Consider the following 22,826-nt stretch of genomic DNA (forward strand, 5'->3'; position numbering starts at 1 on the left):
CTCGGTTCATCAGTGTGCGGTCCAGCCGCCGTCGACGGTCATGGTCTGACCGGTCATGAATGTGGATGCGTCGCTGGCCAGGTACATCAGCGCGCCGTCGAGCTCGTGGGCCTGACCGAACCGTCGCATCGGCGTGCCCTTCTCCACGTAGGCAATCGACTTCGGGTTGGCGACCATCTCCGCGGTGGCCTCCGAGACGAAGAAGCCAGGCGCAATCGCATTGACCCGCACGCCGCCCTTGGCCCACTGGCACGCGAGCTCGCGCGTGAGCTGGACGACGCCGCCCTTGGACGCGGTGTAGCTGCCGTTGGGGATGGGCCACGACGAGCCGAGCCCATAGATCGACGCGATGTTGACGATCGATCCCTTTCCGGTCTCCAGCATGGGCCGCGCGACCAGTCGGGCCAGGTTGAAGACGGCGACGAGGTTGACCTCCAACGTGTACCGGAACGAGTCCAGGTCCTCGTCGAGCGCCCGCTCGGAGGTCCCCATGCCGGCGTTGTTCACCAAGATGTCGATGCGGCCGAAGCGATCCATCGTGTCGTCCACGAGCCGCTTCAGCGCGACATCGTCGGTGACGTCGGCCGCGTGGGGCACGATCCGCTCATGCTCGGCGGCGAGGGCTTCGAGCCGGTCGACCCGCCGTGCGACGGCCACGACATGAGCACCTGCGTCGTGGAGAACCCGCGCGAATCGCTCGCCGAGCCCACTGGAGGCACCGGTCACGATCGCAACCTGCCCCGTCAGGTCGAACATCGACCGGGGATCGTACGGCGTTGCTGACATGTGTGTCCTCAGGCTGGTGGGATTGGTGGGACTGGTGGGATTGGTGGGCCGGGCTCGTTCAGCCCACGACTCCCCTGACGCGAAGATCTGCGATGGACTGGTCGTCGAGACCGAGGTCACCTGCGAGTATCGACGTCCCGTGCTCGCCGAGGCCCGGCGCCCGGCCCGGCTGATTCGCGCGTCCGTCGAACTGGACCGGCGCCGTGACGAGGCTGAACGACTCGCCGTTCGCGCTGATCGTCTCCATCAAGTAGTCGTTGGCGATCACCATGGGGTCGTCGGCGATGGTCACGGTGTCCTGTACCGGCGACCACTGCCCCTTCAGACCCTGCAGACGCTTCGTCCACGTCTCGAGGGTCTCGGAGGCCACGACGTCGTCGATCAGGTCGGCTGCGACCCAGCCGTTGCTGAACAGGAGCTCCCTCGTGGCGAATCGGGGATCGTCCACCCATGCGGGTCTGTCGATCGCGGCGCAGAAGGCCGGCCAGTACTCGAACGCCTGCAGCATGCAGAACGAGATGAACCTGCCGTCGGCCGTGCGGTGGTTGCCGATGAGTGGATTGCGAGGGGCGTCGCGATCGTCCGGTCTCGGCACATGGGGGATGCCCGTGCGCTGTGCCGTCGCGATCCCTGCGCTCATCATCCACATGCCCGCCGCGAGCAGCGAGACGTCGACGAGCGGCGCCTCGCCGGTGCGCTCGCGGTGCAGCAGAGCAGCGGAGATGCCACCCGCGATGTACATCGCGCCGACCGAGTCACCGAAGGCCGGCGCGGACTGACGCGGGAGATAGTCGATCTCGGGTGCCTTCACCGATGCCGCCACGCCGGCCCGGCTCCAGTAGGCCAAGGCGTCGTATCCGCCCAGATCGACGTCGACGCCCTTCGAGCCGTATCCCGTGCCCTGCGCATAGATGATCGTGGGCTGATGGGCCCGGATGTGCTCGACATCGATCTCGAGCTTGGCCCTCACCGCGGGGAGCTTGTTGGTCAAGAACACGTCGCACGTCGCGGCCAACCGGTACAGCAACTCCCGCCCGTCTGCCGACGTCAGGTCCAGGCCGATGCTTCGCTTGCCGCGATTGGCATGCTCCAGCAGGACGTTGATGTCGCCGCCGCCTGTCTCGACGCCCGCTGTGGCACCGAGGCTGCGCGTCGCGTCACCCCGTCCGATGTGCTCGACCTTGATGACCTCCGCGCCCCAGTCGGCCAGGATCGCCGACGCGAGCGGCACGAAGGTGTGCTCGGCGACCTCCAAGATCCGAATCCCAGACATCACCTGTGTCATGGCGTCCCTTTCCTGCTGTGAACGTAGTGCGGGCGTGCTCAGATGTGAGGCACGCCCGCACCGCGTCAGTCGATCAGTCCGCGATTCCGACGTAACGCAGATCGGGGATGCCCTGGAAGTAGGACTGTCCCATCGTGTCAGCGCCGACGACCTTGTCGCTGTATGCGACCTGGGTCGGCAGGGCACAGATGAAGACATCGAGCGCCTGCTCGTTGATCGCAGCCGATGCGCTCTCGAGTGCCTTGAGGGCTGTTGCCTCCTCCACACTCGGATCGAATCCCTTGTTGATCGACTTGAGGATCTCCGCGGGCAGCGTGCCGGGGAACGTCGCGGGGTTGTCGAAGTTCTTCTGCAACGTGATGGCTGACGACGGCCCGGCGACGCGGGTCTGGAGATATGAGTCGAAATCAGACTTGCTGTAGTTGCCCGATGCCTGGGCGAGATCCTGCTCGACGATCTCGGCGTCGACGCCGATCTCCTTGAACTGGGCCTGCAGCACGGGCGCCATCTTGTCCTGCGGCGAGAGGCCCGCGCCGACCAGCAGCTGCATCTTGAAGCCGTCGGACACACCGGCCTCCGCCAACAGCGTCTTGGCCTTGGCCGGATCGTAGTCGTACGCGACCGGGGGATCCTCGAGGAACCCGTCGAAGCCCTGCGTCAGCGGCTGGTTGTTGGGACGGCACTGACCGTTCAGCAACGAGTCGTTGATGGCGTCACGGTCGATGGCCCAGTTGAGGGCCTGGCGCACCTTGACCTGGTCGAGATTCTCATGGTCGACATTGACCTGCAGCGCATATGTCGCAGCCGCGGGATAGGAATGGAAGCCGAAGTTCTCGCCGAGCTTCTTGGCCTGGTTCGCCTGGCCGACCTTGGAGATCATCATGTCGATCTGCCCCGAGCGCAAGGCGTTCAGACGGGCATTGTCGTCGGCGATGCCGCGGATCACGATGGTCTTGGCCTGCTGCGCCTTCGGGTCCCAGTAGCCCTCGCGACGCGTGTAGGTCGCGGACTCCCCGAGCTTGATCTCCTTCAGCACGTACGGTCCCGAACCCACGGGCTTGACGTCGAGATCGGGGTTGTCGAGCGCCTTGGGGCTGATGATGCTGCCGTAGGAGCCCGCCAGCGTGTAGGGAAGATCGGCGGCCGGCCGCTTCGTGCTGATCTTGACCTCGGTCGGGCTGACGACCTCGACCGACTCGATCATGTTGAGCTTGGTCGGCGCGGTGGTCTTCGGATGGGTCAGGGCCCGGTCGAGGCTCTTCTTGACCGCTTCGGCGTCGAGCTCGGCACCGTCGGAGAAGGTGACGCCTTCGCGCAGGGTGAACGTCGCCGACTTCCCGTCGGGAGCGAACTCCCACTTCGTCGCCAGCATGGGCTCGAGCTTGGGGCCGTCGGTGATCTGCGTCAGACGGTCGTACAAGGGGGCGACGAACGCATACTGGCCTGTGTCGGTCACGGTGGTGTGCGGATCGAGCGGCATCGCCGGCACGGTGAACCCGAACCTCAGCGTGCCGTTCTTGTCGACGTCACCGCCCCCATCGCCCTTGCCACCGCTGTCGGTGCTTCCGCCGCACGCGGCCACGACGAGGGCGGATGCCATGGCCAGGGCTATCGCCCGGCTGGTCTTTCCCATCATTTGAATCTCCATCATTTCTGAGTGCGCCAGGTGGCGCGAGGTGTTGTCGGCGAAGTCCTGAGGGCTACACGCCTGCGGCAGCGCGGGGGGCTCCGGGCTTGGCTTTGGCGGCCTTGCGGATGCGGATGACGCCGCGTCCTTCGAGTGCATCGCGCAGGCCGTCGCCGAACGTCGAGAACGACAAGATCGTGAGCACGATCATGAGCGCGGGAGCGACCATGAACCACGGCGAGTCGTAGATGTTGTCGAACGCATCGCGGAGCATGGTTCCCCAGCTCGATTGCGGCGACTGGACGCCGAGTCCGAGGAAGCTGAGGCTCGCCTCTGCGATCACGATGATGCCGGCTGCGAAGGTCACCTGGACGAGCAGTGGCGAGCTCGCATTGGGGAGCACATGTCGCCACATGATCCGCCACGGCGAGCAGCCCATGGCCCGTGCGGCCTCGATGTACGTCTCGGTCGAGACGGACTGCGCGGCGCCGCGTGCGAGGCGGAACTGCGGCGGAGCCAGCACGATGCCGATCGCGATCATTGCGTTGGTGAGGCCAGGTCCGAGGATGCCGACGATCGCGATGGCGAGGATCAGCGGGGGCAGGCTCAGGAGCGCATCAGACACGCGACTCAGCAGTGCATCGACCCAGCCGCCGACATAGCCCGCGAGCAGGCCCAGCGGAATACCGAGCAAAGAGGCAAGGGCCAGCGCCTGCAGGATCGCGATCAGCGTGACTCGCGCCGAGAACAGCAGCCGCGTGTACACGTCGCGGCCGTACATGTCGGTGCCGAGCCAGTGCTCGGAGCTGGGGCCCTGCAGCTGCTTCGACAGCGTCTGGGCGGCCGGGTCCTGCGTCGTGAGCAGCGGGGCGAGCGCAGCGACGATGATCAGCAGCAGCAGGAAGATGCCGGACACCATCGCGGCCCGGTTGCCGCGCAGCTGCCGAAGCGGCCTGCTCCTCTTGAGGGAGGACAGCAGGCTGCGCCTCGGGACGACACGCGACGCGGCGGTGCCGTGGGACTGAACCGGATTCTCACTCATGATTTCCTCGATCTCGGGTCCCTGACACGAGGTCAGGACCGAACCTTCGGGTTGAAGTAGCCGTAGGACAGGTCGACGATCACATTCGCGATCAGCACGACGATCGCGCTGATCAGTACGACGCCCAGGATCACGGGCATGTCGCGTTCATTGACCGAGCTCACCGCGAGGCTGCCGAATCCGGGGATCGCGAACACGAACTCGACCGTGACCGCGCCGGCCAACACGCGACTGACCTGCACGCCGAAGATCGTGACGATCGGGACGCCCGCATTCTTGAGGGCGTGCTTGCCGATGATCTTGGTGCGGGTCAGTCCCTTTGCCCGCAGGGTGCGGATGAAGTCGGTCTGCAAGATGTCGACCAGGGCACCGCGGGTCTGACGGGCCAGCTCGGCCGTCGAGATGGCCGCGATCGCAAGTGCAGGCAGGATCAGGTGGCGCAGCCACTCGAAGACCCCGCCGTCTGCGATCGGCATGTATCCCGTTGCCGGGAACCAGGCGAGGGAGATCCCGAACAGCAGGACCAGGACCAGGCCCACCACGAACGGGGGCAGGGCCATGCTCAACGAGGCAAAACCGCTGACGGCCCGGTCGACCCAGGAGTTGGCGCGAACCGCCGCGATGACCCCGAGCGGGATGCCGACGAGCAGCACGATGACGAGCGAGACCAGTGCCAGAGAACCGGTCACAGGCATCCGGTCGAGCAAGATGTTCACGACCGACTCCGAGCTGTACAGGGAGGTGCCGAGATCGCCTTGCAGGGCTGCCCCCAGCCACTCCAGGTACCTGACGATCAGTGGATCGTCGAGACCCAGGCGGGAGCGGGTCTCTGCGATCTGCTCGGCTGTCGCGCCTTCACCGGCGAGGGTCTGCGCCGCATCTCCGGGGGTGAGATCGATCAGCACGAAGACGAAGAAGCTGATGAAGAGCAAGAGCGGGATGGCCGACAACAGACGCCGGCCGGCGAGGGTCAGCATCATGCCTCCTTGGCGGGTGAGACTGCCGACCGGCGCTGACGGCTCGGGCGGGGCGACGGGATGGCTGAGATCAGCTTTTGCGTGTAGGGGTGCTGCGGATCCGAGAACAGCTGCTCGGTCGGACCGGCCTCGACGACCTCGCCCATGTACATCACGACGACGTGGTGCGCGAGAAAGCGGACCAACGACAGATCGTGCGAGATGAACAGGTATCCGAGACCGCGCTCCTGCTGAAGATCGACCAAGAGGTTGAGCACCTGCGCCTGGATCGAGACGTCCAGTGCCGCGACCGGCTCATCGCACACGATGAAGTCCGGCTCGGTCGTGAGGGCCCGCGCGATCGCGATCCGCTGCAGCTGACCGCCCGAGAACTCACGGGGATACCGGTCGAGTTGATCTGCGCGCATCCCCACCCGCTCGAGCAGCTCGAGCACGCGGGTGTCGCGCTCCTCACCTCGAAGCCCTTGATGGACGGTGAACGGCTCGCCGACGGCATCGCGGATGACCATCCGCGGGTCGAGCGAGCTGAAGGGATCTTGGAAGATCATCTGCGCGCGCTGGCGCAATGAGCGCAGATCCTTGTGGCCCAGCTCGAGGAGGTCCTGGCCGTCGAAGACCACCCGACCGCTGTCGGGCTCGATGAGCCGCAGCACGAGTCGACCGACGGTGGACTTGCCGGCACCCGTCTCTCCGACGATGCCGACGGTCTCGCCTCGCTGCAGGCTGAACGACACATTCTTGACCGCGTGCAGGGTCCTCGTGGGCCTGCCGAGCACGTTCCGCTTGGTCACATACGACTTGTTGAGGTCCGAGACCTCCAGCAGTGTGCTCATCAGACGATTCCCTTCAGCTCGAGCTCGCCGGCGCGAACGCAGCGAACCGCATGGCCGGGCTGCACCATCGCCAGATCCACCGGGCCCTCATCGCATCGGCCAGGAACGGCATGTGCACACCTGGCGAAGAATCGACACGAGACCGGCCACTCCCTCGGCGCCGGCACCGCGCCCGGGATCGAGCGGAGCCGGCCACCGCGCGGCACCGATTCGGGGATCGCCGCGAGCAAGCCCTCGGTATACGGATGCTGCGGCGTCTCGAAGAGCTCGTACAGGCCGGTGGACTCGACCACCTGACCCGCGTACATGACGTTGACGTCATCGCACATCTCGGCGACGACGCCGAGATCGTGGGTGATGAACAGGATCGAGACGTCGAAGTCGGCCTGCAGCTGATTCATCAGCGCGAGCATCTCCTTTTGCACCGTGACGTCGAGGGCCGTGGTCGGCTCGTCGGCGATCAGGAGCTTGGGCTTGCAGGCCAGCGCGATGGCCAGCATGACCCGCTGACACATGCCACCGCTGAACTGGTGCGGATAGGCCTTGGCCCGGCTCTTGGCATCGGGGATGCCAACCTTCTCGAGCATCTCGACGGCCTGCGCGAAGGCATCCTTCCTCGACACGCCTTCGTGCCGGCGAATGACCTCGGCGATCTGATCGCCGACCGTGAAGGCGGGATCGAGGCTGCGGCGGGGCTCCTGGAAGACCATGGCCATCTCGGAGCCGCGCAGATGTGACAGCTCCCCCTCGGAGAGCCCCACGAGCTCGCGGCCAAGAAGCTTCACCGAGCCGGTCAGCCGGGTGTTCTTGCCTGCGATCAGCCCCATGATGGCCAGCGACGTCACGGTCTTGCCCGATCCCGACTCTCCCACCAGACCGAGCGTCATACCTGCGCCGAGTGAGAGATTCACGTTGTCAACGACGCGAACCCACCCCTCCTCGGTGTGGAACTCGACTGAGAGGTCCTTGACGCTGAGAACGTTGCCCGTCGTCTGCACGGGTGTCTCTGCTGCAATGGCCGTCATATGTGCGCCACTCCTACGTGTCGTCTGCTTCTGTGATGCCCGTCACGGTTCCGTAGAAGAATAGCACCATACAGGGGAAAGATATACCTCTTTGTACTCTATTTTGGTGGGCGCGGGGACGCGTGCTCAGCGAGGCTCGCGCGGCAGACCGTACGACCGCTCCGCCACCACTGTGCGCAGCACCTCATTGGCACCACCGGCGATCGTGAGGGCGCGCGCGTACATGAACGCGTCCTGCCACCACCCGTTGGCCACTGCGTTCTCGTCGCCCTCGACCGCCAGGCCGTCGACGCCCTGCAGCGACACCCCGAGCTCGGCGGCGGCGTGGTTGACCTCGCTGTAGAAGATCTTCACGAGCGGCGCGTCGGCGGCATCCTCGGTGCCGTGGACCATCCGCGACTGGACGACCTTGCTCATCAGATCCGTCACGTGGATGTCGGTGGCGACCTTGCCGATGCGCTGTCGCACGCCGCTGTCACGCAGCGCCGGCCGCCCGACGAAGGTCGCGTCCTGGGCGAAGTCGAGCAGATCGTCGAGCATCGCGAAGAGCTCGGCACCGCGTGCTGCGACCCCACTGCGCTCATGTCCGAGGCTCGAGTTCGCGACTCGCCACCCGTCGTTGACCTCGCCGATCACGCGATCGGCAGGGATGCGGACCGAGTCGAGGAACACCTCGTTGAAGTCCGACGTCCCGGTGATCTCACGCAGCGGGCGAATGTCGACACCCGGCGTCCGCATGTCGATCGCGAACGCCGTGATGCCGCGATGCTTGCTCACCGTCGGGTCCGTGCGGGCGAGCAGGTAGCCGATGTCCGCATGTTGGCCGTTGGTCGTCCAGACCTTCTGCCCGTCGACGACGTACTCATCACCGTCGAGCCGCGCGCGCGTCTGCAGTCCGGCCAGATCACTGCCGGCGCCGGGCTCACTGAAGAGCTGGCACCACAGATCCTGACCTGAGCGGATCCTGGGCAGAAGATGCTGCTTCTGCGCATCCGTACCGAACTCGATGAGGGCATTGGCGCCGAGCGATCCTGCGCCGATCTGCTCCCACGCCCGCGCACGCGCAAGCTCCTCCGCCACGATGAACGCATGCTCCGGTACCGGGTCGGCCTGCCCACCGAACTCCTCGGGCCACGACATGCCCAGGTAGCCGGCCTCGAACAGGGCCGCGATCCAGGCCCGGATGGCGGGCACCTGCTCGGCGTGGGGTGCGCGAACTCCAGCATGAGGTCGACTCCCCGGCGCACTCTGGGCGACGAAGGTGCGAACCTCGTGCCGAAAAGCTTCCAGCTCGGGAGAGATGTCGAGCCGCATGATGAGCCTCCAAGGGTTGAACGAACGAGCCTGTCGACTAAATAGTTATATCAGCGATATCATAACCCCATGCGTGACGATGAGACTCGGACGCCGACGGAAGGGTGACGACCAGATGGACTTCGAATTCAATGAGGAGCAGGCGACGCTGCGGGAGATTTCCCGGAGCGCACTGCTCACACACTCCTCCCCGGCCCACGTCCGGAGTTTGGCCGAAAGCGGCCACGATGTCGATGACAAGCTCTGGCGCCTAGGGACCGACCTGGGCTGGACCGGCCTGGCCATCGGCGAGGACTTCGGCGGATCCGGCCAGAGCCTGGTCGAGCTGTGCATCGTCGCAGAGGAGCTCGGCCGAGCATTGGCGGCGGGCCCGTTCATCACCTCGTCGCTGGTCGGGCTCGCCGTCGAGCGGTTCGGCTCGGACACGATCAAGGACGAGCTGCTCCCCCGCCTGGCCGACGGTTCATTCCGTGCGACCTGGGCGCTGGCCGAGCCCCGCGGCGCCTGGACTCCTGCCTCGGTCACGACCAACGCGATCGCCACTGACGGCGACTACATCCTGCACGGGCGCAAGACGGCAGTCCAGGACGCCGGTTCGAGCAACGGGATCTTGGTCAGCGCAGTCCTCGGCGGCGCGCCCGCCCTGTTCATGGTGGATCCGGCCTCGACGGGCGTGACCTTGCGCAAGCAGAAGACGCTGGATGAGTCGCGCTCGTTCTACGAGATCGACTTCGACAACGTCCGGGTCGGCGGCGGCCGACGCCTCGAGGTCGACGCTTCGGCCGTGCAGTGGCTGTGCGATGCCGCGGCCGTCCTCACCAGTGCCGACTCCCTGGGGGCCGGACAGCGACTGATGGAGATGACCGTCGACTACGTCAAGGTCCGCGAGCAGTTCGACCGGGCGATCGGGAGCTTCCAGGCGGTCAAGCACAAGATCTCCGACATGGCCATCGGCGTCAAGGGCACCTTCGCCGCAACGTACTACGCCGCGATGTCCCTCGACCTCGGATCGCCCGACGCGTCCCGCGACGCAACCGTGGCGAAGTCATTCTCGTCCGATGCGATGAGCCGGCTCGCGGGCCAGGCCCTGCAGAGCCACGGCGGCATCGGTTTCACCTGGGAGCACGATCTGCACCTGTACCTGCGCCGCGTCAAGACTGACGAGACCCTGTACGGCGACACCCCTGCACACCAAGAACGGCTCGCGGCGCTGCTGATCGACGACCGTCCCGCCACCTGACGCACGCAAGGCGCGGCCGCCACGGTTCACGCCATGAGCAGGCAAATGCGTCCGGGCGCGGCCAGTTGGCCGCGCCCGGACGCGTGAAGACGCCGCTACCGAGGCGGCATGCCGGGATCGTGCGGCAGCTTCAGGACCTGCTCGGCCACGGTGTTGCGCTGGATCTCGGAGGTTCCGGCGCCGATCGTCGACGCCCTCGTACGCAGGAAGCCGGTCAGCCAGCGCGCGCGCTGCACCGCGTGTGGCGAATCCTTGGTCAACAACCCAGCGGGGCCCAGCAGGCCGATCGCGAACTCGTGCAGATCCTGCTCGAAGGCCGTGATCAGCATGCGCGAAACCGATGACGCAGCCCCCGGCTCACCCTTCGTCAGGATGTCCGAGATGATCCGGGCGGCGTTGTAGCGCATGATCCGGACGCGGATCTCGAAGTCCGCGAGCTGGTCGCGGATGAGCGGCTCGGACGCGCGCCCACGTTCACGGGCCAGCGCGGTGAGCTCGTCGAGAACCCGGCGGTAGACCGCCGCCTGGTTCATCGCGCCCGCGGCACGCTCATGCCCCAGGCTCGTGCGCACCAGCGGCCAGCCCTCGTTCTCCTCGCCTATGCGGTGAGAGACCGGGACGTGCACATCGTCGAAGAAGACCTCGGCGAAGCCCGCACCCCCCGTGATGTCGCGCAGCGGACGCACTTCGACACCCGGTGCGTGGGCATCGATCAGCAGGTACGTGATGCCCTTCTGACGAGACTCCTGCGTACCCGTGCGGACCAGCGTGAACAGGACATCGGCATTGGTGGCCTGGGTGGTCCAGACCTTCTGGCCGTTGACCACGTATTCGTCGCCCTCGCGCCGTGCTGTCGTTCGTAGACTCGGCAGATCGGATCCGGCGCCCGGCTCGGAGTAGCCCTGGCACCAGATCTTGTCACCGCGCAGCATGGGCGCGAGGAACTCTTCCTTCTGCGCCTGGGTGCCGTACCTGATGATGGTCGGGGCAGCGATTCCGAGCCCCGTGCCCATCGGCCCCGGAACCCGTGCGCGCGCGAGCTCTTCTTGGTAGATGACCTGATGCGCGAAGCTCAGCTCCATCCCCCCGAACTCCTTCGGCCAGCTGGGACCTGAGAACCCCGCGTCGAACATCGTGGCGTTCCACGCCTTCTGATGTGCGAGCCGCTCCTTCGGATCACGCGGCGGCTTCCCGGGATGATGATCGGTGAAGAAGGTGCGGAGTCGTGCGCGGAAGTCGTCGTCGCTCTCGATCTCGCTCGGAATGTTTGTCTGCTGCACAGTCATGTCGTCCCCTCAGATCCCGACGAGATCGGCAAGACGCTCGCGATGTCTGGCAGGCGAGCCGAACAGCAGCTCCGACGACTTCGCGCGCTTGAGGTACAGATGCGCGTCGTGCTCCCACGTGAAGCCGATGCCTCCGTGGATCTGGATGTTCTCCTTCGCCGCGTGCGTGAACGCCGTCGAGCAGTACGCCTTGGCGAGGGCAGCTGCGATCGACGACTCGTGGTCACCCGCCGCGACCACAGAGCTGGCGTAGTACGACGCGGACTTGCCCGACTCGACTTCCAGGAGCATGTCTGCGCACTTGTGCTTGATGGCCTGGAAGGAGCCGATGGGACGCCCGAACTGCTCGCGGATCTTGGCGTAGTCGACTGCCATCTCGAGGCACTTCGCTGCACCGCCGATCTGCTCGGCAGCGAATGCGGCCAGGATCAGATCCGTTGCCTTCACGAGCATCTCGGTGGCGTCCCCGCTGCCGATGCGGACGGCTGACACCCCGTCGAGCTCGACCCGGCCCAGATCTCGCGTGAGGTCGACGGAGTCGAGCTTGCTACGCGTGACACCGGCCGCAGCTCCGTCGACCGCGAAGAGACCGAGCTCGTCCCCCGCGCGCGCAACCACCAGCAGGAGGTCTGCTGTGGCGCCGTCGAGGACGTACATCTTGGTGCCCGTGAGCGACCACTCGTCGCCGGCCTGCGCGGCGGTCGTCTCGACGCTGTCGAGCTCCCACGAGCCCGACTCCTCGGCGATGGCCAGCGTCGCGGTGAGCGAACCGTCGGCGATGCCCGGCAGCCAGCGCTGCTTGGCGGCTTCGTCATCGCTCAGGGCCAACGTCTGGCCGGCGATCGCAACGGTCGAGAAGTACGGCGCCACCAGCAGCGTGCGGCCCATCTCCTCCAGCACGATTCCGAGCTCGACGGGACCGAATCCGGATCCGCCGTAGGCCTCCGGGATCGACAATCCCTGGAGTCCCAGCTGATCGGCCATCTGCGACCAGATCTTGTCGTCGCGATTGTCGTCTGAGTCCATCAAGCGACGCACGTGCTCGCTGGAGGACTTCTCTTCGCAGAAACGGCGCACCAGTTGGCGCAGCTCCTCTTGCTCGGCGGTGAAGCTGAAGCTCATGGCGGGCCTCTCTTGTCATCTCGACGTATGCGTCGAGAGTTTGCCCACTTCTCGGGCATTCTGTTGGTCGCCACCTTACCGCAAAGGCTCTACCTATTACAATCAGTAACCTGATTGTCGGCAGGCCTCAGCGCCCCAGCCAGACCGGCTTGCGCTTCTCCAAAAAGGATCGGACGCCCTCCTGGGAGTCCTCGCTGCCCACGAGCGCCTCCTTCGCGTCCTCCGTCGCCTCCCACCCGGCCCGCGTCCCGGCGTCGAGCGTCACCTGTATGGCTCGTAGACAGGCCTGGACCGATGTCGGCGAGTTCTCACAGATTCGCTCGGCGAGCAGCACCGCCTGCTCGAGCGCCTCGCCGGGCGGGGTGAGCTGATTGACGAATCCGGCCTGCCACGCCCGCTCGGCTCCGATCGGGCGGCCGGTCAGAATCAGCTCGCGAGCGAGGTTGACCGGAAAGATCTGCGGAGCACGGAACAGCGCCCCGCATGTCGGGACCACGCCGATCGCGACCTCAGGTAGACCGAAGACGGCAGCGGAGGAAGCCACCACCAGATCGCAGCTCAACAGGATCTCGAGACCGCCCCCGAGAGCCGGACCCTCGACCGCCGCGATCAGCGGCTTGCTGCGCGCCCGGCGGATGATGCCGTACTCACCGCCGCGTTCGGTGACATAGTCCCCGCCTGCGGTCAGGTCGCTCCCGGCGCAGAAGGCCTGGGGCACCCCTTCGAGGACGCCCGCCCAGAGCTCGTCGTCGCCCTCCAGCAGGTTGAGCTCACGGTCAAGAGCGTCGGCCATGTGCCGATCGATCGCATTGCGCTTGTCGGCGCGGGCCATCGTGATGATCAGCACGTGCCCCTGTCGCCGGGAGCTGACCCGTCCGTTGAGCGCATCTTCTTCAAGCATGTCGGTCTCCGTGATGATCAAATTGGTTAACCTATCGTGTCATATGATCGTCGCCGACATTCCGAGGGAAGACCCATGAGTTCCCGCGCCCTCCACCCCGATCGCGGGCCGCACCGGCCCGTAGAGGCAACTCCCGCCCGCGCACCACGCTCGGCCCGACGAACTGCGACGATGGACTCGATCCGCACCGACGGTCTCACCGGACCGCTGCGCCTCATTGGACACTCGCGTGACGTCGTCACGCTTGCCGACGGACAGCTCGAAGTCGTCGGCGACTCGCACCTGGAGGCCCGGGTCGAGTACCTCGACAGCCGTCGGATCTCTGAGCTCAGGTCGCAGCCGGCCGACCGTCGACTCGACGGGCTGGTCGGCGCCAGCGCGGCAAGCGGCTTCCGCGGCAAGATCCTGCATGCCCTGCCCGACCAGGTTGCCCAGGCCACCAGGCTGCACCTCCTGCTCGACGACATCCCGGTGGCAACCCTCGTCTCCGGCCACGCGGTCGTCTCGGGCGGTGTCAGGTCCGTGAACCCCGCGTCGGACCACGCGCCACCAGCCGATCTGTGCTCAGGCTGGCGCAGCGGGGGCACGATCATGCTCCAGATCGAGAAGTCTGGTGCAGCCCCGATCGTGACCGGCCCCGCGACCCCCGATCTGATCGATGCCGGCGATCCGGCGGCATGGCATGAGCTGCCTCCACTTCCCCCGCATGGCATGCGCAGGGCCCGCCGCCTGGACGTGAGCGTCCAGGGCGCCGACGTCGTGCTCGACAGCCATTTCCGCGACAGCCATGTCGACGCGCTCGGGTTCGAGCAGACCGTGCACGAGTACAACGTCACGATGCGGCTCGATCGCGCGTCACTGGTGATCCACGAGGTCGAGGCGACGACCCGCGTACTCCCCTGGGTCGAGTGCCCCCACGCGACGCGGAGCTCCGAGCGCCTGCTGGGGCTGGACGTGCGCGAGCTGCGGCCTTGGGTCCGTGCCGAGATGACCGGCATCGACACCTGCACGCATCTCAACGATCAGTACCGTTCGATGGCCGACGCCGTCGCCTTGCTGGACGTCCTCGCCGCTCATAATCTTGATTAATTGTATTAACTAAATATATGCTGGTCGGAGTTTTGACGTGGCCCGGCCACCGGTCGACGGCCCCTAGCCCCCGGAACATCAGAGGAGACGTGCAGATGAACATCACAGGTGCAGTAGCGCTGGTCGCCGGCGGCGGCGGCGGATTCGGTGCGGCCACGGCCCGCCGCCTCCACGCGGCAGGCGCGAGCGTCGTGATCTGCGACCTCGACGCGGTCAAGGGCAAGGCTGTGGTCGAGGACCTCGGCGAGCGTGCGGTCTTCGTCGAGACTGACGTGACCGATGAGGCGAGCGTCCAGGCGGCCATCGACGCCGCTGAGAAGCTCGGCAGCCTGCGCATCACCGTGATCGCCCATGGTGGACCCGGCGGCGGACGCACGCTGAACCGCGAGAACGAGCCGATCGCACAAGATGACTTCATGCGCGTCGTCAACATCTTCCTCGGCGCCTCCTACAACCTCATCCGCATGACCGCAGCGAGCATGGCCAAGACCGAGCCGCTCGAGACCGGCGAGCGCGGCGTCATCATCAACACCGCCTCGATCGCGGCGTTCGACGGCACGATCGGTCAGGCCGCCTACAGCGCGGCCAAGGGCGGCATCGTCGGGATGACGCTGCCCATCGCGCGCGATCTCTCCCCCATCGGCGTCCGGGTGATGACCATCGCCCCCGGCACGTTCCTCACCCCCGCGTTCGGCGACGCCGACCCGGTCAAGCTCGACGCCTACTGGGGCGCGGCGGTGCCGTTCCCCAAGCGCATGGGACGCCCCGAGGAGTACGCCCAGCTCGCCCTGCAGATCTGTGAGAACCCGTATCTCAACGGAGAGACGATCCGCCTCGACGGCGCGCTTCGCTTCACGCCCAAGGGCGCCTGACCAGCCCCCGACCAGAAGTGCGGAGTCTTGCACGGTTCGAACGCTTAGAACCGTGCAGGACTCCGCACTTTTGGTCTGGGGGGAACCGGGATCAGACCGTGGCCTGATCTTCGAGCAGCTTGGTCAGCACCGTGCGTCGGACCAGCTTGCCGGTCACGGTGCGCGGCAGCTCATCCCAGTACACGATCCGGTCGGGAGTCTTGCTGCCACGCAGCGCCGATCGGACGAATGCGCGCAGATCTTCGGCCGACACGTCGACGCCGGGCCTGATCACGGCAGCCGCCTCGATCCGCTGGCCCCACTCCTCGTCGGGCACGCCGACGACTGCGACATCCAGGACGGCCTCGTGGCGCAGCAGCACCTCCTCGATCTCCGCCGGGGCGATGTTCTCCGCGCCACGGATGATCGTGTCGTCGAGTCGGCCGGCAATGAACAGGTAGCCCTCCTCATCGACGTACCCGTTGTCGCGGGTGTCGAAGAAGCCGCGCTCGTCGACGGCCTTGCCGATTCCGGCGTACTCGGCCGAGACCTGATCGCCGCGCACGCAGATGCGGCCCGTGATGCCGGGACCCACCGGCTGATCGTCGTGGCCTCTGATCTCCAGCTCGATGCTCGGAACGATCTTGCCGACCGAGGACAACCGTGCGCGGACTGCAGGATCGTCGCTCGCGAGCGCGACGCGGTGATCCTCCGGACCGAGCACCGCGACCGTCGAGCTGGTCTCGGTCAGTCCGTACGCATTGACGAAGCCGATCTCCGGCCACATCGCGAGGGCCTTCTCGATGACCGCCGACGGCATCGGCGCTCCCCCGTACGCGAGGGTCTGCAGCCGAGGAAGCTCCTTGGGAGCATCGGACTCGACGATGCGCGCCAGCATCGTGGGCACGACCAGGGCGTTCGTGACTCCCTCTTTCCGGGCGGTGTCGAGCCACTGGTGCGGAGCGAACTGCTCGAGCACGATCGACCGCCGCCCGGCGAAGAGATTCGTGATGACATTGGCCACTGCGGCGATGTGGTACGGCGGGACGCTCATCAACGCCGCATCGTCCGGGTCGGCCGAGGCGAACTCGACGGAGCCCAGGACGTACGAGACCAAGTTGTCGTGATGCAGGAGCACCCCCTTGGGCGCGGAAGTCGTCCCGCTCGTGTAGATGATGACCGCCGGCGAATCCGACTCCACCTCGATCGGCGCAGCGACACCGCGACTGACCTCGAGCCACTGCTCGGGGGTGACCGCCGAGATGCCGGCGCGCTCGAGGAGCGGAAGCTGCGCTTCGTCCGCGATGCCGTACGCGCGAGGGTGGTTGGCCAGCAGCGAGCTGAGCTGCTCGTCACCGAGGCGATAGTTGACCGGCACGATCGGGACACCGGCGAACGCCGCGGCGAACATCGCCACTGGGAAGGCCGGGCCGTTGACAGCCAGGTACACGACCGAGTCGGCTTCGGCATCGCGGATGGCAGCAGCCCCCGACTCGGCCATGGCCTTGAGCTCCGCAGCGCTCAGGCCACCGTCGAGTCGCCCAATGACCGTGCGGTCGCCGAATCCATCGGCCGCCATCTCGAGCAGCATCGTCAGCTTCACGGCGCGCTCCTCAGTCCGACGACGGCAGGGGCTTGGCAGTCTTGATCGTCAGCGCGACGCCGTCGACCGACAACGAGGCCTCTCCCGCCTTGGTGGCGAGCAGCTCGATGCTGCCCGTCTCGTCGACATAGCGCTTGCCGAGCTGCGTGCCGCCCATGTGCGCCGGATCGGCCTCCCCTGAGCTCGCCGCTCCCGTCTTGGCGTCGTACATCTCCACGCCGCCGCATGCGACAGCGACGTCGGCATCGGGCGCTTTGACGACGATGACCGTCGTGGTGTCGACCGCACTCGACAGGGTCTGTCCAACACTCAGCTTCACGATGACTCCACAACTAGATTCTCGGAAATTACTGCTAATGACTATATCAGTGAACTGTTACCGAAACTAGCGTCTGAGCTCGTTCCGAAGGTCTACTTTCCTGATCTTCCCAGCAGCCGTCCGGGGCAGCTCCTGAACGATCCGGACGAGCTCCGGCGTCTTGGCCTTCGCGATGCCGGCGGCGGCGCAATGGGCGGCCAGATCTGACAGCTCGAGGCTCTTGCCGTCCCGCACGATGACGAAGGCAGCCACCCGCTCGCCAAGTCGTTCGTCGGGGGCACCGACCACCGCGACATCTGCGACGTCGGGGTGCGTCGCCAGGACGTCCTCGACCTCCTTCGAGGAGATGTTCTCGCCGCCTCGCACGATGATGTCCTTCTTGCGGTCCGTGACGGTCAGATAACCCTCCTGGTCGAGGGTTCCGATGTCGCCGGTGATGAACCACCCGCCCTCGAGGAACGCCTCGGCGTCGAGCGAGGTGTCGCGGTATCCGACGAACAGCTCGGCGCCGCGGGTGACGATGTTGCCGGCCTCGCCAGGAGCAACGTCCACCCCGTTGTCGTCGACGATACGCAGCTCGTTGCCGGCAATCGGCGGACCGTCGGTGTTGGCACGGCGGTCGAGGGAGTCCTCGAGCCGCCCCACCGTCACCGTGGGATGCTCGCTCGAGCCGTAGCAGCGATAAGCCACCACACCGGCTCGATCGGCCCGCTCGATCAGTGAGGGAGAGACGCTGGCACCGCCGACGAGGAACTCCTTGAGAGTCTCGAGGGCGGCCTCGCCGTTGTCCTTGGCGTCGAGGAGCCCGCTCAGATGCACGGGCGCCCCCGACGTGAAGGTCACGCGATGCTCGTCGATCAGCCGGGCGGCCGTGGCGATGTCCCAGACATCCATCGTGACCGTCGGCGCGCCCTTGACGAGAACGCGTAGCAGTCCGAGCAGCCCGGCCACATGGCCCGACGGGAAGACCGCAAGGGTCGACGCTTCTGCAGCCGATGCGCTCGCGGACGAGTCCGACCACACCTCGGCCAGCAGCGACTCATGGCTGTGCTGGACGCCCTTCGGGTCCGCCGTGGTCCCCGAGGTGTAGACGAGCATCGCGATCGACCGGGGATCAAGGACCGGCATCGACCACGGCTTGGCCAACGGGCCGAGCAGATCGTCCCAGGACAGCGCTCCCGCCGGCACGTTGTCGGCGATGACGACGACCTGCTCGAGATCGGGCAAGGATCCCATCGCCGGGAGCATGTCCGGATAGTAGCGACCTCGCCACTCGCCGGGGATGACCAAGACCCGGGCGCGTGATTCTCGAACGATGAACTCGACCTCACGGCGCGCGTAGATCTGCACGATCGGCAGGACCACGGCGCCCACGAGAGCAGCCGCAGTCTGCAGGACCGCGCCCTCGTACCAATTCGGCAGCTGGACCGCCACCACATCGCCGGCCCCGACCCCGAGGCCTTGCAGCGCACCTGCGGCCAGCTTGGCCTCCTCGACCAGCTCGCCGACCGTCGTGGCATGCGGCCGCACCTCGCTCGCGACAACGAAGCGCGTGGCGCCGAATTGCGCCGCGCCGTCCAGCACGGCCCCGGCGAGCGTCGCCGACCTGACGGCGGTCACGCGGACTTGCCCAGCAGCATCGAGTGCTGAACGGCGTCGAGGAGATCGACGCGGCTCACCTTCGACGACGGCGTGCGCGGGAGCTCGTCGAGCACCACGACGTGCACCGGCACCTCGTACGGCATCAAGAACTCGCGGCACAGAGCGATGAGCTCCTCAGGTGCGGGCCGCAACGCCCCGGGGACCAGCTCGACACCTGCGACGGGAACATGCCCCAAGCGGTCGTCGGGGAATGGAGCGACCGATGCCTCCCGCACCGAGGGGTGCCGCTCGAGCACCTGGGCGACCTCGGCCGGCTGCACCTTGAATCCACCTCGGACGATCGCATCATCGGCGCGACCGACGATGAAGACGAATCCGTCGGCGTCGACGCGGGCCAGATCGCTCGTGCGAACCCACGTCCCGCTTCCCGCCGACGACTGGGCGCTGCGCACTTCGAGCAGTCCCGTCTCTCCTACCGGCAGCGCGTCACCGTCCGGGCCGACGACCTGCAGGTCGACCCCCGGCATGGCTCGGCCCGCACTTCCCGACTTGCTCGCCCACCACTTCTGGTGCATCGGGAGGGTCCAGGCCGCGATCGCCCCGGCGAACTCGGTCGCCCCATAGGTCATCAGCACGCGGATGCCGTACTTGTCGAAGAAGGCATCTGCCAGGTCCGGCGGGCAAAAGGTCGTTCCGCTGGTCACGACCTGGAGGCTCGACAGCTTCTCCGCGGGAACATCGGCGTCAAGGACAGCACGCAGCGCGCCCGGGACCAGGCCAGCCGCTCGCGGCCGATGCCGCTCGACGGAGTCGACCCACTGATCGAGGACGAACCGGTGCATGAGCACGATCTTGCGACCGGAGTAGAGCGCCGAGACCGCGCCCCACAGTCCGCCGATGTGCACCAAGGGCGTATAGACCAAGCTGACGCCGTTGCGGAAGAGCACATCAGGCTTGGGCTCCGGAACGCTGGTCTCGAGGGAGCGGTCGAACTGTCGATCGCTGAGTCGCACCCGCTTGGGTGGTCCGGTCGTCCCCGAGGTCAGCATCTCGATCGCGGTGTCGGGGCTCGCGGTCGACGTCGAACCGATCGAGGCGCCGCTGACGCTCACACGACCAGCGGGATCCAGCTCGATGACGTGACCGACCTTCTCGATCGACTCACGGATGCCAGGACGCGCGAGCATCTCCGTCGAGACCACGACGAACGGGACGTCGCTGCGCTCGATGTCGGCAGACAGCCGCTCGGGGGGCTGCAAGGGACTGAGGGTCACGAGACAGCGTCGCGTTGCCATCAGGCCCAGCATGGCCCCGACGTGCTCGGGCCGGTTCTCCAGCACGATCCCGACCCGTGTGCCCTCACCGAATGAGTGCTCATGCAGGATCGCGTCGATGGCTCGCGACACCGATTGGAGCAGACCCCACGAGACCCACCGGCCCTCGAACTCGATGGCCGGCGCCCCTTCCGGGGCCTCGTCGAGCAGTTGCGCGAAACGACTGCGAAATCCCACAACATCTCCTTCAGCAAAATAACTCAAGTATACCAAAGAGTTATCTATTAGATGGATGAATTCGTGGCTATCGGCCGCGGGCGGCTCGCCACTGCTTCATGGACCACACGTCTTGGTCCTCGCCATGCACCTCGCGTCCGTCGACCTGCCAGCGCATGACCGAGTTGACGCACACATTCGTCGCGCCCGCCAGCACCATCCTGCTGCGCGCCTCGCCCGTGACCGAGACCCGATTGCCCTGCTCGTCGGTGGCATCGATCGTCATCGCGGTGACCCAGCCCTCTGCCGGGTCACGGTCGACCGTTCGCTGCCCGGAGACCAGCCTCGAGACCTTGCCGTCTCGACGCAGGTAGCCCGCGTACACCTCGTCGACGCCGTCGACGGGACGCGAGAAGGCCAGCACCGACACGTCACGATCGGCCAGCCAGGTGTAGCCGATCCGGGGGTAGCCGCGTTCGGTACGCGGCCCCCACGAGCGGTCGCGCATCGCGAAGCAGTCGACGTCGACCCGTTCGCCGTCCAGGACCAGATGGCCCGTGACGTGGCCGGTCTGGTCGAAGTGCGAAGCCGTGGGATACGGCGGAGCGCCCGCGCGCAGCGGCACGGGAGGCTCGAGACCCTCGAATCGAAGCTGGACGCTCGTCCCGTCACGATCGGTGTGAGCCAGGTCGTAGACCATCCCCGACTCGATCGTGGTGATCGTGATGCCATTGGGCAGCGCCACCCGGTCCGGGCCGACCTCCGTGGGAGGCTTGAGCCACGAGAAGTACTCGTAGAACGGCAGATCCGCCGGCTGGGTCGCGGTGTCGTCCCAGACGAACAGCCCTCCGGTGCTCACGCCGGCGTTCTGCCGGACGCCCGAGTAGAGCCAGGCGCCCATCGCGCGCTCGGGGACGAAGAAGGAGAACCAGAACGTCTCGTTCTCGTAGAAGTTGTCGGTGACGCCGTGCAGCGCGTCATCGGCCGGTTGGAAGTGCTGATCCCAGTCCGTCGTCAGGTGGTCCATGCGAGATCCCTTCAGCTGAGCGGGTCGAAGTGACGGTCGGCGAGCACGCCCATCGCAGGCCGCATGATCTGCGTCTGACGGATGGACTGACTCTGGAAGAACGCCACCGCCGCGGCGGCGTCGATCGTGTCGTCGGACAGCGCGCGCACCAGTGCCGCCGATCCCTCCACGACCGAGCCAGGACGTGAGCCGAGGACGGACTCGAGATCGTCGAGGTCGCGAGAGGCCGCGGGATCGGCCAGCCTGTCCGCCTCGCGCAGATACTTCAGGATGCGCGCAAGGCCCTTGCTGCGCTGGATCACGAACGGATCCTCGCTGCGGGGCACGATGATCTGCGAGATCTGGGCCAGGGCCGCGTCGTACAGCCACTCCTGAGACGTCGCCGGGGCCTCGATCGCTTCGGGCGTCGACAGCGTGAGCCCCAAGACGTCGGCCATGGCCTCGATGAACAACCGCCGGTGCAGCGCGCCGTAGATCAGCGAGTTCCCGATCTCCGAGAGCGGACTGGCGTTGCCGACCTTGTTGTGGCCGAGGATCAGGATGCGCAGCTCCGCGAACACGCGGTAGTAGCGGATCCGGTCAAGATCGATCTCGCGACCGCTCGCCGCGGCATAGTCACGAAGGCGATCGGGCATGTGCGTGAAGGGCTCCTGGACCGCGCGCACCGTGAGCCAGGCCAGGTCGTCGTGCGGATCGCCGAGATGCGCCAGCTCCCAGTCGAGGACGGCCGTCACCCGGCCGTCCTCGTACAGGAAGTTGCCCGGCCCTGTGTCGCCCTGCACCAGGACGACCGGCCCCGCGACGTCGGGGACGTTCTTGCGAAGCCACACCAGGCCGAGCTCGATCAGCGGGTCGGCCGGGGCGACGCCCGCCCGGTAGAGCTCGGTCCAGCGCTCGATCTCGTCGACGACCACGTCGCGGAGATCGCGATCAGGATCCGTGCGATCGCCCGGCAGGTCGACGCCGTGGAGGTCCACCGCGTGCAGGCCCGCGAGGATCGTCATGAACTCGCGCGCGATGGCGAGCCGCTGCTCCTCGTCCCGCAGCTGGGAGAACCAGGCCTTGCCGGGCACCCGCGACGAGACGATCGCCTGCTCGACCGGGTGCACCGCATAGATCTTCGGCACGGGAACTGCGGAGTCCTGGAGCGCGAGGAAGTACTTGGCCTCGTCCTGGAGCGTGAACGGATCGCCGGCGGCCTCGCGGTCGGTGCGGTCGTACCGCAGGAACAGCTCGCGCACCTGGCCGTCGGGCGTCTCGACGTCGACGTACCACGCCTCTCGCCGTCCTCCACCCGGCTGACGGTCGGCGTAGGTGATCTTGCCGCCCAGGGACTCCTCGACCCAGGAGAGGATGTCCGCGCTGAGATCGGTCGACTGCTGTTCTTCGGTATGCGTCACGGGTTCG

At 66.7% G+C, this 22,826-nt stretch carries 20 protein-coding genes; 3 read left to right on the plus strand and 17 right to left on the minus strand.

Annotated features, from left to right (window positions below; genetic code table 11):
• Nucleotides 1-9: 9 nt before the first annotated feature.
• The 8 genes from GEV26_RS09485 to GEV26_RS09520 all read right to left on the minus strand — a co-directional run bounded on the left by GEV26_RS09485 (nt 10) and on the right by GEV26_RS09520 (nt 8,889).
• The gene (locus GEV26_RS09485) at nt 10-786 is read right to left on the minus strand and encodes an SDR family NAD(P)-dependent oxidoreductase (RefSeq protein WP_243838685.1); all 777 of its coding nucleotides are present in this window, start codon (nt 784-786) and stop codon (nt 10-12) included.
• Nucleotides 787-844: 58 nt separating this feature from the next.
• The gene (locus GEV26_RS09490; RefSeq protein ID WP_153652841.1) at nt 845-2,071 is read right to left on the minus strand and encodes a CaiB/BaiF CoA transferase family protein; all 1,227 of its coding nucleotides are present in this window, start codon (nt 2,069-2,071) and stop codon (nt 845-847) included.
• A 73-nt stretch (nt 2,072-2,144) separates the two neighbouring features.
• A complete protein-coding gene (locus tag GEV26_RS09495; protein WP_194839806.1) occupies nt 2,145-3,704 on the minus strand; it encodes an ABC transporter substrate-binding protein in 1,560 nt (519 codons plus the stop codon).
• A gap of 67 nt (nt 3,705-3,771) precedes the next feature.
• Nucleotides 3,772-4,740: an ABC transporter permease gene (locus tag GEV26_RS09500; protein ID WP_153652843.1), complete on the minus strand. Its 969-nt coding sequence runs from the start codon at nt 4,738-4,740 to the stop codon at nt 3,772-3,774.
• Between the two features lie 32 nt (nt 4,741-4,772).
• The gene (locus tag GEV26_RS09505; protein ID WP_153655041.1) at nt 4,773-5,717 is read right to left on the minus strand and encodes an ABC transporter permease; all 945 of its coding nucleotides are present in this window, start codon (nt 5,715-5,717) and stop codon (nt 4,773-4,775) included.
• Nucleotides 5,717-6,550, minus strand: coding sequence for an ABC transporter ATP-binding protein (locus tag GEV26_RS09510; protein ID WP_153652844.1), 834 nt, complete (start codon nt 6,548-6,550; stop codon nt 5,717-5,719). The genes GEV26_RS09505 and GEV26_RS09510 overlap by 1 nt, the downstream gene beginning before the upstream one ends.
• Nucleotides 6,550-7,461 carry an ABC transporter ATP-binding protein gene (locus GEV26_RS09515; protein ID WP_208430946.1) on the minus strand — a complete coding sequence of 304 codons (912 nt, stop codon included), beginning with the start codon at nt 7,459-7,461 and terminating at the stop codon, nt 6,550-6,552. The genes GEV26_RS09510 and GEV26_RS09515 overlap by 1 nt, the downstream gene beginning before the upstream one ends.
• A gap of 240 nt (nt 7,462-7,701) precedes the next feature.
• The gene (locus GEV26_RS09520) at nt 7,702-8,889 is read right to left on the minus strand and encodes an acyl-CoA dehydrogenase family protein (protein ID WP_153652846.1); all 1,188 of its coding nucleotides are present in this window, start codon (nt 8,887-8,889) and stop codon (nt 7,702-7,704) included.
• Nucleotides 8,890-9,004: 115 nt separating this feature from the next.
• On the opposite strand from GEV26_RS09520, the gene GEV26_RS09525 reads away from it, so the two are divergent.
• Entirely contained in the window at nt 9,005-10,129 is a 1,125-nt protein-coding gene (locus GEV26_RS09525; RefSeq protein WP_153652847.1) for an acyl-CoA dehydrogenase family protein, read from the plus strand.
• Nucleotides 10,130-10,224: 95 nt separating this feature from the next.
• On the opposite strand, the gene GEV26_RS09530 is transcribed toward GEV26_RS09525, so the two are convergent.
• From GEV26_RS09530 to GEV26_RS09540, 3 genes are all read right to left on the minus strand, one after another.
• A complete protein-coding gene (locus GEV26_RS09530) occupies nt 10,225-11,415 on the minus strand; it encodes an acyl-CoA dehydrogenase family protein (RefSeq protein ID WP_153652848.1) in 1,191 nt (396 codons plus the stop codon).
• Between the two features lie 9 nt (nt 11,416-11,424).
• Nucleotides 11,425-12,537, minus strand: a complete 1,113-nt coding sequence (locus GEV26_RS09535; RefSeq protein ID WP_153652849.1) for an acyl-CoA dehydrogenase family protein — start codon at nt 12,535-12,537, stop codon at nt 11,425-11,427.
• Nucleotides 12,538-12,664: 127 nt separating this feature from the next.
• Complete coding sequence (locus tag GEV26_RS09540; RefSeq protein ID WP_153652850.1) at nt 12,665-13,438, minus strand: enoyl-CoA hydratase/isomerase family protein; 774 nt, start codon at nt 13,436-13,438, stop codon at nt 12,665-12,667.
• Between the two features lie 171 nt (nt 13,439-13,609).
• Here GEV26_RS09540 and GEV26_RS09545 point away from each other — a divergent pair, with 171 nt between their 5' ends.
• Together GEV26_RS09545 and GEV26_RS09550 are read left to right on the plus strand one after the other, a co-directional pair.
• The gene (locus GEV26_RS09545) at nt 13,610-14,527 is read left to right on the plus strand and encodes a DUF2889 domain-containing protein (protein ID WP_194839807.1); all 918 of its coding nucleotides are present in this window, start codon (nt 13,610-13,612) and stop codon (nt 14,525-14,527) included.
• Between the two features lie 95 nt (nt 14,528-14,622).
• Nucleotides 14,623-15,399, plus strand: a complete 777-nt coding sequence (locus GEV26_RS09550; RefSeq protein WP_153652852.1) for an SDR family NAD(P)-dependent oxidoreductase — start codon at nt 14,623-14,625, stop codon at nt 15,397-15,399.
• A 91-nt stretch (nt 15,400-15,490) separates the two neighbouring features.
• Here the strand turns inward: GEV26_RS09550 and GEV26_RS09555 are convergent, their stop codons facing one another.
• The 6 genes from GEV26_RS09555 to GEV26_RS09580 all read right to left on the minus strand — a co-directional run bounded on the left by GEV26_RS09555 (nt 15,491) and on the right by GEV26_RS09580 (nt 22,819).
• The gene (locus tag GEV26_RS09555; RefSeq protein ID WP_153652853.1) at nt 15,491-16,981 is read right to left on the minus strand and encodes a class I adenylate-forming enzyme family protein; all 1,491 of its coding nucleotides are present in this window, start codon (nt 16,979-16,981) and stop codon (nt 15,491-15,493) included.
• 10 nt (nt 16,982-16,991) lie between these two features.
• A complete protein-coding gene (locus tag GEV26_RS09560; protein ID WP_153652854.1) occupies nt 16,992-17,300 on the minus strand; it encodes a hypothetical protein in 309 nt (102 codons plus the stop codon).
• Nucleotides 17,301-17,366: 66 nt separating this feature from the next.
• Nucleotides 17,367-18,920, minus strand: coding sequence for an AMP-binding protein (locus tag GEV26_RS09565; protein WP_208430947.1), 1,554 nt, complete (start codon nt 18,918-18,920; stop codon nt 17,367-17,369).
• Entirely contained in the window at nt 18,917-20,413 is a 1,497-nt protein-coding gene (locus tag GEV26_RS09570; RefSeq protein WP_153652855.1) for a class I adenylate-forming enzyme family protein, read from the minus strand. The genes GEV26_RS09565 and GEV26_RS09570 overlap by 4 nt, the downstream gene beginning before the upstream one ends.
• Before the next feature lie 67 nt (nt 20,414-20,480).
• Nucleotides 20,481-21,419 (minus strand): DUF7065 domain-containing protein, encoded by a 939-nt coding sequence (locus GEV26_RS09575; RefSeq protein WP_153652856.1) that lies wholly within the window; start codon nt 21,417-21,419, stop codon nt 20,481-20,483.
• 11 nt (nt 21,420-21,430) lie between these two features.
• The gene (locus GEV26_RS09580; protein ID WP_194840032.1) at nt 21,431-22,819 is read right to left on the minus strand and encodes a phosphotransferase family protein; all 1,389 of its coding nucleotides are present in this window, start codon (nt 22,817-22,819) and stop codon (nt 21,431-21,433) included.
• Nucleotides 22,820-22,826: the final 7 nt, after the last annotated feature.

Origin of the sequence: Aeromicrobium yanjiei (assembly GCF_009649075.1) — a bacterium.
Lineage (GTDB): Bacteria > Actinomycetota > Actinomycetes > Propionibacteriales > Nocardioidaceae > Aeromicrobium > Aeromicrobium yanjiei.

Bases quoted from the DNA above. Each gene is read 5' to 3' on its own strand.
- GEV26_RS09575 (WP_153652856.1), bottom strand. From the start codon at position 21,419: ATGGACCACCTGACGACGGACTGGGATCAGCACTTCCAACCGGCCGAT.
- GEV26_RS09545 (WP_194839807.1), top strand. From the start codon at position 13,610: ATGGACTCGATCCGCACCGACGGTCTCACCGGACCGCTGCGCCTCATT.
- GEV26_RS09500 (WP_153652843.1), bottom strand. From the start codon at position 4,740: ATGAGTGAGAATCCGGTTCAGTCCCACGGCACCGCCGCGTCGCGTGTC.
- GEV26_RS09495 (WP_194839806.1), bottom strand. From the start codon at position 3,704: ATGGGAAAGACCAGCCGGGCGATAGCCCTGGCCATGGCATCCGCCCTC.
- GEV26_RS09525 (WP_153652847.1), top strand. From the start codon at position 9,005: ATGGACTTCGAATTCAATGAGGAGCAGGCGACGCTGCGGGAGATTTCC.
- GEV26_RS09505 (WP_153655041.1), bottom strand. From the start codon at position 5,717: ATGCTGACCCTCGCCGGCCGGCGTCTGTTGTCGGCCATCCCGCTCTTG.
- GEV26_RS09550 (WP_153652852.1), top strand. From the start codon at position 14,623: ATGAACATCACAGGTGCAGTAGCGCTGGTCGCCGGCGGCGGCGGCGGA.
- GEV26_RS09490 (WP_153652841.1), bottom strand. From the start codon at position 2,071: ATGACACAGGTGATGTCTGGGATTCGGATCTTGGAGGTCGCCGAGCAC.
- GEV26_RS09540 (WP_153652850.1), bottom strand. From the start codon at position 13,438: ATGCTTGAAGAAGATGCGCTCAACGGACGGGTCAGCTCCCGGCGACAG.
- GEV26_RS09485 (WP_243838685.1), bottom strand. From the start codon at position 786: ATGTCAGCAACGCCGTACGATCCCCGGTCGATGTTCGACCTGACGGGG.
- GEV26_RS09510 (WP_153652844.1), bottom strand. From the start codon at position 6,550: ATGAGCACACTGCTGGAGGTCTCGGACCTCAACAAGTCGTATGTGACC.
- GEV26_RS09520 (WP_153652846.1), bottom strand. From the start codon at position 8,889: ATGCGGCTCGACATCTCTCCCGAGCTGGAAGCTTTTCGGCACGAGGTT.
- GEV26_RS09535 (WP_153652849.1), bottom strand. From the start codon at position 12,537: ATGAGCTTCAGCTTCACCGCCGAGCAAGAGGAGCTGCGCCAACTGGTG.
- GEV26_RS09530 (WP_153652848.1), bottom strand. From the start codon at position 11,415: ATGACTGTGCAGCAGACAAACATTCCGAGCGAGATCGAGAGCGACGAC.